Here is a 14790-nt window from a genome sequence, read left to right on the forward strand (position 1 = left end):
AAAATGGGCACAGGCTAAGTTTCTACGCCAAGGATGGATGGAGAATAATCTACCTAAACTGTTTCATGATATGGGCTGTATCGATTTTATAAAGACTTAACTATATAATAGAAAGTAGCCTAAGCGAGTTAAATTTATTCTATTAAAAAATAAGATTATAACTACAACTCGTTACTCGGGCTCAGACCAAAAAACCGCTTATATTCTCGGCTAAATTGACTAGGGCTTTCGTAGCCTACTTGCATCGCTATTTGTGATATTTGCGCCCCATGCATCTTAATTAAGCGTCTGGCTTCTATTAAACGTAAGCTTTTCTGATACTGTAGCGGACTCAGCTGGGTTATTTCTTTAAAGTGCTGATGGAACCCTGAGACACTCATGCCGCACCTACTAGCCAAGCTCTCAACCATGATAGGTTCATCTAGATGTGCCTTTATCCAGTCAGTCGCTTGGGCAATACGGCGTGTATGGCTACCGATAACGACCAATTGTTTAAGTTTGTTGCCTTGCTCAGCCAAGAGTAGGCGATAGTATATTTCTTGTTGAATTAGAGAAGACAGAAAATCAATATCGTTTGGATAATCAAGCAAGCGTATCAATCGCTCAAACGCGTCCATTATGGTGTCATCTAGGTGCCACTTTATCCCTAAATGATTGCCTGCTACTGGTTGTGTGGTCGGTATCTGCGCTAACACATCTCTAATCATGGCTAAATCTAATTTCATTGATAAAACAATGACAGGGTTTTTTATCGAAGCATGTTTAATATGCATACTTAGCGGTATATTAACTGGACAGAACATCAAGTTACTATTGTCAAACCTTTGACAGTCAGCACCCAAATAAATCTCGCGTTCTCCCTGCAATACAATACAAATACTTGGCTCTTGAATATAGCTTACGGCTTTGCTTGGTTTGTCCGCGCAGTAAAAGAACAAGCCTGAAACAGCGGACTCGATGGTTTTATTTCTAGGTAGTACTGCTAAAAGTTGGTCAATAGTCGTTTGATTCATCACGAGTGCTTATTTTATAGAGTTGCCTGATAGTATAAATATTTGTAGGATTAGGCAAGAGTTATAGAGGTTTGTTCTAACGTATAAATGCAGAGGATTCTATAATAATCTCATCGCAACAGCGTAAGTACGACCTCTAATAATATGAAACAAGGAATAATTACTCATGAAAATATTTTATAAAACGCGTGCAACCGCTACTGGTGGACGTTCTGGCCATACTGGATTAGACGATGGTTCTTTAGGATTTGACTTGGTATCTTTTCAAGAGCAAGACAAAGAAGGCGTGAATCCAGAACAGCTTTTTGCCATGGGTTACGCGGCTTGTTTTGATAGCGCTTTGAGCATGACTGCACAGCACATGAAATTGCCTGTTACCGCTTCAAAAACCTCTGCGCAAGTAGGTATCGGTATGAAAGCTGACGGTAGCTACAACCTAGAGATAGAGCTGTCTGTAGAAGTATCAGGTATTGATGAAGCGCAGGCGCAGCAGTTGATCGAAGCCACGCATCAGGTGTGCCCGTATTCTAATGCTACTCGCGGCAATGTCGATACTCGTCTAGAAGTTACTGTTGCTTAAATGCTGTTGTTCAACGACTGTTGACCGTAGACTAGCAATATTAAAATAATAACTCGAATATAAAACGCCTCGATTTATAAGAGTCGGGGCGTTTTATGTTGTCTGGTAGAATCATAAGCTGGAACTTTTTCTGAGCAGTTTAGCTAATGATAGGTTGTTAATAGCATTATTTTATACCGGTACTTTTTTATTTAAGGTAAACACCAAGACCGCGCCCAAAATGACCGTACTTGCGATAATAAAGGGCATAGTTAACTGCTCAGATAAAAATATCACACCTAGCAACGCAGCAATCACAGGGACACATAGCTGAACGATAGCGGCTTGTGTGTTTTTCAATAGTGGCATCGCTGTATACCAGATACTATAGCCCAACCCTGAGGCGATCGCTCCGGATGCACAGGCGAGTAGTACACCTTCAATGGTAATACCATCCAAATTGATATTTTTCAAACCTAAGTCATCTAGATACGTTATACCTACCAGTAGTAGTATAGGCACAGCGACTAAACTACGCACAAAATTAAACCCTGTCGCTCGCAGCGGTGAGACACATGATTTGCCGCGTATACTATATACTCCCCAAGCTATGCCGCTCATAGCCATTAACGCTGCAGCCAATGGTGACGGTATGGCAGCGGATGGCAACATCAGATATACAAACCCCGCCACTGCAACGACAAACGCTAACCATTGTAGCGCGCTGAGCTGTTCTTTTTTATAGATACCCCAGCCAATCATCGTCAGCTGAACCGCTGAAAACAAAATCAATGCCCCAGTGCCAGTATCCAGCTCTACATACGCAATTGAAAAGCACAGCGCATAAATCACCAAGCTGAGACTACTTAACCAACTGCCTTTGTCATTTAATATAGCGTGGACAGTAGATTCGTCATGATTAGACGTTTGGCGTCGCAGTCTGTAAGCATGTATAGCCATGATAATGCCTAGACAGGCCGTCGCACTCACTAGCCTGATGATGGTAAAGCTCCAAGCATCGATGTAGCCTTCCGCCAATGCCATTCGGCAAAACAGAGAATTTGCAGCAAAGGCGATTAACGCAATAATAGTATAAATCGTGGCTTTCAAAAGTAATTCCTACAATGAATAAATGGCACAAAACAGGCAAACATAGGATTTTAGTTTTAGGTCTTAAGATACGCTGTTATAACGAATGTTTATTCTTAGCAAAGATAATAGATTTATAACTGATTAATCTAATCTATAACCGTTTCACAAGACAGGATATTTTGTCGTACTTATGGCAAAAAGTCTCTTTTAAATCAGAATAACGATAGTTGTATTGACGATAAGGTCTAAAAATAGGGATGATGTGCTTCGCGTCAAATGAACTATTAGAACAACACTCATGAAACACAATAAATCAGATAAATAAATAGGAAAGATAGTATGAATTGGGCAAGTATTTTTATTTATGACACAACTTGGTGGTTTGCCGTAGAAATTTTAATACGTGTCACTGTAATGTTTGTATTAATTATCACATTTTTGCGATTCACTGGTAAGCGCGGCGTTCGTCAGCTTTCTATTTTTGAGTTAACCATCATTTTATCGTTAGGCTCTATCGCAGGTGATCCCATGTTCACCGAAGACCTGCCTATTATCCAAGCGGTATTAATCATGGGTACGGTCATTTCACTTTATAGGCTCTGTACTTGGGCGATGATGAAGTTCCAGCCTTTTGAGGACCTGCTAGAGGGGCGCTCAATGTATATTGTAGAAGATGGCATGCTGGTGCTTGATAAGATTAAACAGGGGGAAATGTCACATGATGAGTTTTTTGCTGAAATGCGCCAACAAGGGGTTGAGCATTTAGGTCAAGTGCGTACCGGTTTGCTCGAGACTGATGGCAATTTTAGTATTTTATTGCACACCTCTGAAAAGACAGACTACGGTATGCCGCTTTTCCCTAAGCAATATCGACCGGTCGAGCAAGTAGAAGCAGGGGTTTATTATGCTTGTATGTATTGCGGTTACGTCGATGAAATATCTGACCCCAATCATTGTTGTCCGCGCTGTGAGGATAATTGCAATAATTGGGCTAAAGCGTTAAACAATCATATCGTCAAATAATATAACGATTAGCTGCCTTAGCTCAGTTGATAAACTAAGGCTAAGGCAGCCAAGTGCTTTTTTCCTTTAAAACTTCAATTCAAAATAAAGAAAGTAGGTTAAGAGGCTTGCATAATTTACGTGACTTTATACCAGTCGAGTTTGCGAGTCATCACCATCACGCAGGCAAGTATCACAAAGCAGAATATCGCACCCAGTAACAGATTGAGATCTTCTGTACTTAAAATACCAAAAAACGCAGCATATAGCCCAGCAAGTGTCGCGGCAAAGATTACTGCCCGTTTTAAACCGCCAAATACATAATAGCTATACCAGCCAATAAGCCCGACACAAGCACTGGACGCTACCATATAGGCTTGCCAAAATGCGATTTGTTCTGCAAGTGGTAGTAATAAAACATAAAAGACAAATAGTGCGCAGCCGACTAGTAGATACTGAATAGGGTGGATACGACTTGATTTGAGTACTTCAAATAAAAAGAAAGTACCAAAAGATACCAAAATTAATAGCAAGGCGTACTTCATGGCTCTTTCAGTTTGTAGATAGACATCGTTAGGATTTGCAAAACTAACACCAAAACTATTCAGTTGAGTGTTTCTATGATTTATAGTTGTGCTGTCATTCCCTGCCGTAACCACGCCTTCTGAAACTGTAGAAAAACTATCGGAAGAGCGGTCAGTATTGAGTGATGATTCACTCATGATAGTACAGTGCTGATTAGATGTGCGGATACACTGGGATAGGTATTGGTTATTGGCAACAGTCAAATATTGATTTTGCCAACTGGCATCAAATCCTTTAGCGGTGATGCTCTTGGTATTTGGTAATGCTTTGCCGATGAAGTTTGGTGTCTGCCAGTTACTGTGCATAGACAGAGTAAAGTTCTGCCCAGTTGGGACAGTCGTTAAATTACTAATGCCAGCTAATGGTAAGTCGATCACAATATTGAGCGCTTGATTGTCTCTAGGATTAGATAACTTGCTACTCACCTCTGATTTATTTAGATCTGTATTTATTGAGCCTGTGGTAGCCAAGCTATCTTTATTCTGCTGGCTAGTAGGATTGATTAATTGATCCAATACATCTTTAGGAATATCTACTTCGACATAGGTTAAGTTCTCTATTATTGGTATCTGCGGATAGTTTGCTGCAATTGTTTTTTGATTAATTGTGACAGTAGGCAGGGTAGCGACACCGCGCAAATCAGACACAGGAATGATAAGTTTTACCTTGTTCCAGTGGGTAATGGTTTTGGCTAGCTGTGTCTTATCTGCATCATCGTCAATTGTAGTTCCAGCCTGGTCTAAATTTTTTAAAGTCTTACCAAGCGTATAACTTTGATTGAATGTCAGCTGACCATCATAGCTAGTAGCACTATAGATACCGCGTTTATAGGTGTCTGTGTTTACTTTTAGGTTCTGTGCTGCCTGCGTCTGAAAGGCAAATATCGTCTCGATTTTCGAGTATGACGGTTCGCATTTGTTCTTTACATTTGGTGTATCAGATGACTGACATGCTGGTGTGATTGTCGTAGGGATGGCGATAAATGGGTTAATGACTTCTTGTGGATTGACGTGTTGCTCGGTGATTTCTTTTATCACTGACTCTGCGTAGTATTGTCTCTCATATATGATGTCGCTAATCATACTGAGACCAATCGAAAAGATAATACATAGTCCTACAATGATAGATAACTTAGTCAATAATGTTTTTTGCATGTGGTCGCCTCCTAAGTGTCTTGAATCCACAGCTGCCGAGATAGCAGACTATGGCTTTAAAAGACATCATAGAGAGGGCATAAAGAAAACATATGCAGGAAATATGGAACAACTGTGAAAGGGCGAAAGTTGATACTTTCGGATAACTACTTTCAAGTGTTAATGCTTTTTCGTGTCTCCAACGACTTTATCCATAATAGCGAATAACAAGCCAGACAATACAAAGGTCATATGAATAATAACCTTCCACATGAGTTTGTCGGCATCAAGTTCACTCATTCCGCTAGAGATATCCATAAAGGATTTGAGAAGATCGATTGCCGAGATAGCGACGATCGCTCCGATGACTTTGAGCTTTAGACCAGAAAAGTCTACTTTGCCCATCCAGCTAGGACGATCATCATGAGTGCCAGTATCGATTTTTGAGACAAAGATCTCATAGCCACTGAATATAATGATAAGCAGTAAGCTAGCAACCAGAGAGATATCAACCAATACCAATATATCTACAATTACACTGGCTTCAGAGGCCGTCAGAATGTCAGCAAACATGTACCATAGTTTTTGGACAAACTTAATAAATAATAAAATAATGCCTAGCACTAATCCTAGATAAAAAGGCGCCAGTATCCAGCGGCTATTAAATATGGTTTTTTCTAAATAAAGCTCAAACTTCTTTAGCATGGGTATCTCTTAGGTTTCAAATACAAAAAAGTTTTAAAGACAAGAACGTCTTAAAGACACAAATATGAATAAGTTTTTGGGTATAGCTATTTAGCTTTGATGTGGCGATATGTTGTCTATATCAGCGAGCTGCGCTACTACTTGCTGAACGCGCGCTTTTCTATTGCCACTAATGCGTTGGAATGATTTCTGATGCTTGCTTAATTGACTGGCGAAATAGTCGCTTATCTCATCGCGTTGGTGTGGACTGTCTCGCAGGTCATCAGCCACCCATGGCGTATCAACATCAGTCAATAATATTAAGTCATAGTGATGCGCCAATGCTGCTTGCTCAAGGGCCGTAGGGCAGTCGCCATAATACCAATAAGAATAAACCATCAGCTCAAACAAACTGGTATCACAAAACAAATAATGACTGGCATTATTCGTCTGAGCGACCTGTTTGGCTAAGGTGTTCTCTAGTGTAATCTGCCCCTGTGCGATAGGTAGGAGATCTTCCCACGTACAAGTCAGCTGCTCGTCATCCCATTTTGCCTGTAAGTAGGTGCGCATATATTCTGACACCCAAGGAGTATCAAAATGCTCGGCCAAATCACGACATAAGGTCGTCTTACCCGTACTTTCTGCCCCTAAGACCGCGACGTTGATGACAGATTTAGGCGTATGCTGCTCGAGGTTGTATACGGTAGCGTCGTTGCCATTCATAGTATGCCCAGATTGCGATAAGAGTGAAGACTACATATTGTAGCGCGGTAAAAGTAAAACCTTTATAAAAGTATAGCGGTACCGATATCGCATCAGCGATGATCCAGAGTATCCAATGCTCGATTTTACGCCGTGCCATGAGCCACATTGCCATCAAAAATAAAGCAGTAGTGAGCATGTCAGTATAATCGACCCAAGTAAATAGATGGATTCCAAGTACCGCACCATCGAAACTGAAGCCATTATTAATCACTGGACGGAAGTAATAAACCAATCCTACAAAAGCTATCGTTCCTGCTGCCAAAGCAGATAGTATCGGGATGTCACCTGCATGCAAATGCTCAATACGGACATTATTGGCATTTGACTGCTTGTGCTCAACAGACTGGTTTTTCTTATTCTTTGACCAGTTAATCCAGCCATACAAGCTCATCACGGTATAGTAAGCATTGATGAACATATCGCCAAACAGCTGCCACTTCCACAGTAGGTACACAAATATAGCAGTGCTGACCAGACCGATAGGGAAGACTAAAATATTGGTTTTGCTGGCGAGTAAGACACTTGCTACGCCGAAGACAACGGCAATCAGTTCAAGAATGATGAATATCGTAGAGTAGTCAGCGTATTGACCAAATAACCAGTTGAGAAGTTCTGCCATGAGCATTCCTAAGTATGAGCGTGTATCAATATTCTGAATAATTAAGGTAGTTCGATGAGTCGTACAGAATAAAATGATGCTAATTATAACGTAGCTATCGAAAAAGGACGGTAGTCTTTGCTAATTTATGGCAAGAAACAGATTATTTGTAACAAAGTATTAGAAAAATTATAATATTCAGGCATAATAAACACACTGATTTTAAGTTTACAGTTATTCACTGAATTTGAATGGCTATTATTTTTCCACTTTTATGCTTATTCCAAGCACCACAGTAGTAGACAAGGAAGCTTATCATGACGACTTGTATCACAGGCACTGGTCTTTATATCCCACCTTACAGCATTAGTAACGAAGAGCTAGTTGAGTCATTTAACCAGTATGTTGAAAACTATAATACCGAACATGCTGAAGAGATAGCTGCAGAGACAGTGACGGCACTTGAGCCTTCTTCAGCTGCTTTCATCGAAAAAGTATCTGGTATCAAATCACGTTATGTGATGGAAAAAGAAGGTATCTTAAATACTGAAATCATGGCGCCAGTTATCCCTTACCGCAACTTGGGCGAAGAGTTGTCAGTCATGGCCGAAATGGGTGCAGCAGCACTGAGAGACGCTTTGGCTGATGCTGGACTTGAGGCCAACGACTTAGATGGTATCATCCTTGCTTGCTCAAACTTCCAACGTACTTATCCTGCGGTTGCTATCGAAATCCAAAACGAAATTGGTATGATTGGCGGCTTTGCTTATGATATGAACGTTGCGTGTAGTGCGGCGACGTTTGGTCTGTCACAAGCACATGGTTCTATCATCTCTGGTTTGGCCAAGCGTATTGCTGTGGTCAACGTTGAGATTACCTCAGCGCATCTAAACTGGCGCAACCGTGACAGCCACTTTATCTTCGGTGATGTAGCGACTGCTTCTATCGTTGAAGAATTAGATACGCCAAAAGGTTATGAGATTCTAAACTCTAAGCTATTTACTCAGTTTTCGACCAACATTAAAAACGAATATGGCTTTATGGATCGCTCAGAGTATCTAGCAGCACAGACTGAAATGTATCCAGATATCAAAGCACCGGTCACTGACAAGCTGTTTTTGCAAAACGGTCGTAAAGTATTCCGTGAAGTCTGTCCGAAAGTGTCAGAGATTATCACTGAGCACTTGCAAGAAAACGACATCCCAACATCTGATGTTAAGATGATGTGGTTGCATCAAGCCAATGCCAATATGTTGGATTTGATTCTACGTACCGTGGTTGGTAAAGATGCCGATAAATCGATTGCTCCGAGTGTTATTGCTGAATTTGCCAATACTAGCTCAGCGAGTCCTATGATTGTATTCCATCGCTACAAAGATGACTTAGTATCAGGCGATCTGGGCGTTATTTGCTCATTTGGTGCAGGTTACTCTATTGGATCGGTCTTAGTTCGCAAGGTCTAATACTTTAACTACCTGTCCTGATAAAAATAGCTAAGAGTCTTCTTAGCTATTTTTTTGTCTGTCGTTTCTGCTATTGAAATTAAGCTGTGACATCTAAATATAAACAGAGATGTTGGAGAAGATAACATCGAGATTACCGACAATATCAACAAGAATGATTAGAGGTTTTAATTTACCCCAAAAAATTTGCTATAATCACGGGCTTATTCCTCTTATCTAATTAAAAGTCCTTTTATGAAAGAATCCTTACGCCTGCGTTTAGACCAGATGGTAGACCGTTATGAAGAGGTCACCGCTTTATTATCAGATCCTAGTGTCATTAGTGATAATAATAAGTTCCGTGAATTGTCTGTTGAGCACAGCGACTTGATGGAGATCACGACGCTGTGGCAAAACTACGTGGGTGCAGAAACGGATCAGGCTGATGCAGAAGCGATGCTAGCCGATGCAACAGATCCTGACATGAAAGAGATGATGATCGATGAGATTGAGAGTGCGCGTGATACCATCGTAGAGATGGAAGAAGCGCTTAATCTGATGATGCTACCAAAAGATCCTAACGATAAAGTACCAGCATTTTTAGAGATTCGTGCAGGGACAGGTGGCGATGAAGCAGCGATTTTCTCTGGTGACTTGTTCCGTATGTACCAAAAATACGCGCAGAGCCAAGGCTGGACACTAGAAGTGCTCTCTGCAAATGAAGGTGAGCATGGCGGTTATAAAGAAATCATCACTCGTGTATCTGGCAATAGTGTATATGGTCGTCTAAAGTTTGAATCAGGCGCTCACCGCGTACAGCGTGTCCCTGAAACCGAGAGCCAAGGTCGTGTGCATACGTCAGCTTGTACGGTTGCGGTCATGCCGGAAGTTGAGATTGATGATACCGTCGATATCAATCCTGCTGATATCAAAATGGATACTTTCCGCTCAAGCGGCGCTGGTGGTCAGCACGTGAACACGACTGACTCTGCCGTACGTTTGACACACATTCCGACAGGTACCGTGGTAGAGTGTCAGCAAGAGCGTAGCCAACACAAAAACCGTGCGCATGCTATGAAAATGCTGGTCTCTAAAATTCAACAAGCCAAAGTGCAAGCACAGGTCGATGTGGCGGACTCTATACGTCGTGACTTGGTCGGTAGTGGCGATCGCTCTGAGCGTATCCGTACCTATAATTTTCCACAAGGTCGTATGACCGATCACCGTATCAACCTTACCTTATACAAGCTTGATTCCATTATGGAAGGCGACTTGGACGAGATTCTTGATGCACTACTGCGTGAGCATCAGGCTGATTTGATGGCCAGTATCGGTGGCAATGACTAGTAGCTAGTCTTTAAGAGTACCAGTAGTTTTATCGTTTTTATCACCATGTCTGTTCTTATAATAATAAGTATTGATTTAATTTTTCTGTTTTCGTTTATCCATTTAATTACCTAAAAATATTGAGAGTGTTATGTCAAAGCACAATAATCAGAACCAAGATCAAACCCCAGTCGTAGAAGATGCTAACGAGCTAATCGCACAACTGCAAGCCAAGCTAGACGATATCAGTGCTTCAGGTAAACAGCCGTATCCTAATACGTTCAAACGCACTGATTATGCGCAAGACTTACAGACGGCTTTTGATGGTGTCTCAAAGCAGGAAATTGAAGAAAAAGCAGCGAATGGTGAAAAAACACAGGTCAACGTGGCAGGTCGAGTCATGCTTAACCGTGGTTCGTTTATCGTGATCCAAGACATGACAGGCCGTATTCAGTTATATGTAGCACGTAAAGAGCTTGATGAGGAAACGCGTGCAAGCATTAAATCACTAGATTTGGGTGACATCGTTGGTGTATCAGGCTATATCGGTCGCTCAGGTAAAGGCGATTTGTATGTGCATATTGAAGAAATTACGCTACTGACCAAATCACTACGTCCAATGCCAAACAAGTTCCATGGTTTGGCTGATGTCGAAGCGCGCTATCGTAATCGTCATCTTGATTTGATGACCAATGAGACGACTCGCAATACCTTTATGGTTCGTAGTCAGATCGTTAGTGGTATTCGTCAATTTATGCTTAATGAACGTTTTATGGAAGTTGAAACGCCAATGATGCATCCGATACCAGGCGGCGCAGTAGCTCGTCCGTTTGAGACACATCATAATGCATTAGACATGCCTTTATATCTACGTATCGCGCCTGAGCTTTATCTTAAGCGTCTGGTCGTTGGCGGGTTCGAGCGCGTATTTGAGATTAACCGTAGTTTCCGTAATGAAGGGGTTTCAACCCGTCATAACCCAGAATTTACCATGATTGAGTTCTATCAAGCCTACGCTGATTATCATGACCTGATGGATTTGACTGAGCGTCTGTTTAATCAGTTAGCAATAGATGTGTTGGGTACAACAGAGCTGACTTATCAAAAGGAAGCCATTAGCCTAAAAGCACCATTTGCTCGTCTATCAATGTCTGATGCGATTGCAAAATATGCTGAAAACTTTGACATGACACGTATCAATGATCGTGAATACCTAGCAGAATATGCATCTACGACACTTAAGCAACAAGTCAAAGATGTGTTCGGTGTGGGTAAACTACAAACGATTATCTTTGAAGAAACGGCTGAGCATCAATTACGTCAGCCAACGTTCATCACTGAGTACCCAGCTGAGACCTCGCCACTAGCGCGTCGTAGTGATGACAATCCTGAGATTACCGATCGCTTTGAGCTGTTCGTTGGTGGTCGTGAGTTGGCTAATGGCTTCAGTGAGCTTAATGACCCAGCAGACCAAGCCGAGCGTTTCCGTGGTCAGGTTGCTGAAAAAGACGCGGGCGATGATGAAGCTATGCATTTCGATGAAGAGTATATCGAAGCATTGTCTTATGGTTTGCCACCGACAGCCGGTGAGGGTATTGGTATCGATCGTCTAGTAATGCTATTTACCGACTCTGCTAGTATCCGTGATGTGATCTTGTTCCCGCATATGCGCCGCAAACAAGATAGCTAATGTGGGTTTGCTTGCTATAAATCCAAACTGATACTTAACTCAGCATAAAAAGCTTTTGCTCATTTTCACAGAATGGGTATCAGCTTTTTTGTGAAATATCGTTTATAGAGGTATTATGGATATTCAGCAAGCATCACATGCGCCATGGCAAAAAATGATTCAGCAATGTTTTTTATCATTGTATGAGTTGCCTGATGACAAAATCACTGACTCTGATCATTTTCAGGGTTATGATTTTGTTTTTGAGTTTTCTGGCGCTACTATTTATCTGCTCGTCAATACGGTTGTGATGCAAGCGAATAGACAAGAAGTGGATAATCCTAGAGTTCGTGAGTGGAGAAAAGAAGTTGTTAACCAACTTATCAAACGCCACGCTCAGATTTATCAAAAAAACGATAGCCTAATTGTAGATAGAAATACCGTGACAACTGATAAAGCAGTTTATTTTATTGGCTTAACATCATTGTCTATCAATCATCAAGACGATAAATCGGGCCATTCATCTTATGCAGTTGGCTACGAATATGGCAGTCGGTTTTTTGCAGAGGATTGTGTTTTAGACTTAGATGATGAGCAAAGTATCCTACAAGTCTTTAGTCATCAAAACTTTGTTGATATCCTCAATCAATTGGTGACGCCAAGTGATTTAACAACCTTTTTAGATTTTCATCGTCGTCAACTATCTAGTTTTGCATTATTTCAAAACGAATCAACATTGCTTAAACAGTTTCTACAATCACCTGACTTTCATCAAAGAGCGATTAGGGTACAAGAACAGCTAATTGATAGTGAGTTAATTGAGCAAGTTGAATTACGCTTACTTAAAGCAGTAGAGCCGAATCAGACTGTGTATGCCGATGCCTTAATGGCTGAGATGCAAAAAAATACTGGAATGTGGTTCAAGCTATTCAACAGTGTGCTTGAGCGTTATCATGAAGCAGGTACTCATCTACCAAATGATCAGGTTGATATTTTGGTAGATGAGTCAATGTATACCTATGCATGTCTAGTAGAAAAAATCTTAGCTTATAGAACCATGGATCAAGACTCGCGCTGGAATGGATATGTCCGTCACGAGCATTCTTATCATGTATTTGGACGCCATTATCTCATGGTGTTTTATGCGCAAGACGATAGCAGTTCGCTAAGCGCAGAGAATGTTCGGCTCTCGTATAAAGATTTATTGTCAGATATCAATGTCCAGTTACAAGAGCCAGTAATGGACAATTTGTTTTTACTGGGCGTAGAGTTTAGACCATGCGAAGACAGTGTAAACACTGAGGTTTATCTGGATATATTTCATCAAGCAGGTTCATTGATTGATGAAAGTACTCAACGCTTATATGACCGGCTGGCCCAACTTCAAGCTCAGTTATAACCTAAACATAGTACGATTCACTAACCCGACGCTTCCTTTATATTTGTATTATTTACATTGGCATTTCTTATGACGCAGCAATATCAAGTTTTAGCTCGCAAATACCGACCAAAAAACTTTCACGAGTTGATTGGGCAGACGCATGTGTCTCAAGCGTTGATTAATGCGATTGATTATAATCGTTTGCATCATGCCTATCTGTTTACAGGTACGCGCGGTGTGGGTAAGACAACGATTGCGCGTATTTTATCTAAATGCTTGAACTGTGATACTGGTATTACTAGTACTCCTTGCGGTGTATGTGATAACTGCGTTGCTATTGATCAGGGGCGTTTCATTGATCTTATTGAGATTGATGCCGCTTCTCGTACCAAGGTTGAAGACACGCGTGAGCTATTAGACAATGTGCCTTATGCGCCTAGCCAAGGACGTTATAAGGTCTATCTGATTGATGAAGTACATATGCTGTCTACGCACAGCTTTAACGCGCTACTTAAAACGCTAGAAGAGCCACCGGAGCATGTGAAGTTTTTATTAGCGACGACTGATCCACAAAAGCTACCGATTACGATTATTTCGCGCTGTTTGCAATTTGTACTGCGTCCATTACCTCAAACGTTACTTAGCGAGCACTTGGCAAATATCTTGACCAAAGAGCAGGTAGGCTATACTCAGCCAGCCATTTGGCAGTTGGCAAGTGCAGCCAAGGGTTCTGTACGTGATGCGTTATCATTGACCGATCAAGCCATTGCTTTTGGTCAAGGCGCACTGGATGATGCGACTGTCAATGCAATGCTTGGTCTTATTGATGCTGCTGACTTAGTACGTCTAATCACAGATATCTATAACCATGATAAGTCTGCGGTTGCTGCTCATATTGAGCAAATGCGCGCGCAAATGGTCGATGCGACTAGTATGTTTGATGGGCTTGCTGAACTGTTACATCAGTTGGCATTAACTCAGCTGTTGCCCGAGGTCGCTCTTAATGTCAATGAGGCGCAAGCAAAAGATATTTATACGCTAGCTCAGCATATCAGCCCTGATGTTTTGCAACTGTATTATGAGATTGTTGTACAGGCACGTGAAGGTGTCAAGCTTGCAAGTACACCGATGCAAGCGCTTGAGATGTGCATTTTACGATTACTGGCGTTTCGTCCATTGCCAGTCAATGAAGTCTTGAGCAATACTTGTGATAATGATGGGTCTGCTACAAAAATACCAGCTATAGAGCCAGTATCTTCTACATCGGCTCTAGATGCTGTTGCACATGAAGCGTCAGCACCGCCGCCAGAGCTTTATAATGCTGATTATCAGACACCAAGTCACGATGAGCTGCAAAGCGGTATTGATGATAATGACCATTTAGCGCAGTCAGTTAATAGTGTTATGCCTGAACCAATTGTTGAGCCTGAACCAATTGTTGAGCCTGAACCAATTGTTGAGCCTGAACCAATTGTTGAGCCTGAACCAATTGTTGAGCCTGAACCAATTGTTGAGCCTGAACCAATTGTTGAGCCTGG

At 41.5% G+C, this 14790-nt stretch carries 13 protein-coding genes; 7 read left to right on the plus strand and 6 right to left on the minus strand.

The annotated features are described in order from the left end of the window. Positions 1-161 precede the first annotated feature (161 nt). Positions 162-1013 carry an AraC family transcriptional regulator gene (locus ACQKCG_RS04180; RefSeq protein ID WP_101204366.1) on the minus strand — a complete coding sequence of 284 codons (852 nt, stop codon included), beginning with the start codon at positions 1011-1013 and terminating at the stop codon, positions 162-164. A gap of 166 nt (positions 1014-1179) precedes the next feature. Here ACQKCG_RS04180 and ACQKCG_RS04185 point away from each other — a divergent pair, with 166 nt between their 5' ends. Further along, complete coding sequence (locus tag ACQKCG_RS04185) at positions 1180-1593, plus strand: organic hydroperoxide resistance protein (RefSeq protein ID WP_101204365.1); 414 nt, start codon at positions 1180-1182, stop codon at positions 1591-1593. 171 nt (positions 1594-1764) lie between these two features. On the opposite strand, the gene ACQKCG_RS04190 is transcribed toward ACQKCG_RS04185, so the two are convergent. Next, positions 1765-2682: a DMT family transporter gene (locus ACQKCG_RS04190; protein ID WP_101204364.1), complete on the minus strand. Its 918-nt coding sequence runs from the start codon at positions 2680-2682 to the stop codon at positions 1765-1767. 321 nt (positions 2683-3003) lie between these two features. Here ACQKCG_RS04190 and ACQKCG_RS04195 point away from each other — a divergent pair, with 321 nt between their 5' ends. Further along, positions 3004-3687 carry a DUF421 domain-containing protein gene (locus ACQKCG_RS04195; protein WP_101204363.1) on the plus strand — a complete coding sequence of 228 codons (684 nt, stop codon included), beginning with the start codon at positions 3004-3006 and terminating at the stop codon, positions 3685-3687. Positions 3688-3803: 116 nt separating this feature from the next. Here the strand turns inward: ACQKCG_RS04195 and creD are convergent, their stop codons facing one another. The 4 genes from creD to pnuC all read right to left on the minus strand — a co-directional run bounded on the left by creD (position 3804) and on the right by pnuC (position 7455). Further along, positions 3804-5405 (minus strand): cell envelope integrity protein CreD, encoded by a 1602-nt coding sequence (gene creD, locus ACQKCG_RS04200; protein WP_101204362.1) that lies wholly within the window; start codon positions 5403-5405, stop codon positions 3804-3806. Positions 5406-5564: 159 nt separating this feature from the next. Beyond that, entirely contained in the window at positions 5565-6089 is a 525-nt protein-coding gene (locus tag ACQKCG_RS04205) for a TIGR00645 family protein (RefSeq protein ID WP_101204361.1), read from the minus strand. Positions 6090-6179: 90 nt separating this feature from the next. Beyond that, entirely contained in the window at positions 6180-6794 is a 615-nt protein-coding gene (locus tag ACQKCG_RS04210) for an AAA family ATPase (protein ID WP_101204360.1), read from the minus strand. After that, complete coding sequence (gene pnuC / locus ACQKCG_RS04215) at positions 6745-7455, minus strand: nicotinamide riboside transporter PnuC (RefSeq protein ID WP_101204359.1); 711 nt, start codon at positions 7453-7455, stop codon at positions 6745-6747. Before pnuC ends, ACQKCG_RS04210 begins: the two co-directional genes overlap by 50 nt. Positions 7456-7751: 296 nt before the next feature. Between pnuC and ACQKCG_RS04220 the strand changes: the two genes are divergently transcribed. The 5 genes from ACQKCG_RS04220 to dnaX form a co-directional block, all read left to right on the plus strand. Further along, a complete protein-coding gene (locus ACQKCG_RS04220) occupies positions 7752-8897 on the plus strand; it encodes a beta-ketoacyl-ACP synthase III (protein WP_101204358.1) in 1146 nt (381 codons plus the stop codon). Positions 8898-9131: 234 nt separating this feature from the next. Then, the gene (prfA, locus tag ACQKCG_RS04225; protein ID WP_057760300.1) at positions 9132-10223 is read left to right on the plus strand and encodes a peptide chain release factor 1; all 1092 of its coding nucleotides are present in this window, start codon (positions 9132-9134) and stop codon (positions 10221-10223) included. A gap of 130 nt (positions 10224-10353) precedes the next feature. After that, the gene (gene lysS / locus ACQKCG_RS04230; RefSeq protein WP_101204357.1) at positions 10354-11892 is read left to right on the plus strand and encodes a lysine--tRNA ligase; all 1539 of its coding nucleotides are present in this window, start codon (positions 10354-10356) and stop codon (positions 11890-11892) included. 115 nt (positions 11893-12007) lie between these two features. Next, positions 12008-13270: a hypothetical protein gene (locus ACQKCG_RS04235; protein WP_101204356.1), complete on the plus strand. Its 1263-nt coding sequence runs from the start codon at positions 12008-12010 to the stop codon at positions 13268-13270. Between the two features lie 69 nt (positions 13271-13339). After that, positions 13340-14790 (plus strand): DNA polymerase III subunit gamma/tau (gene dnaX, locus ACQKCG_RS04240; protein WP_427585168.1); only part of this gene is annotated, 1451 nt, incomplete at its 3' end.

Source organism: Psychrobacter sp. NPDC078929, assembly GCF_050267985.1.
GTDB lineage: Bacteria > Pseudomonadota > Gammaproteobacteria > Pseudomonadales > Moraxellaceae > Psychrobacter.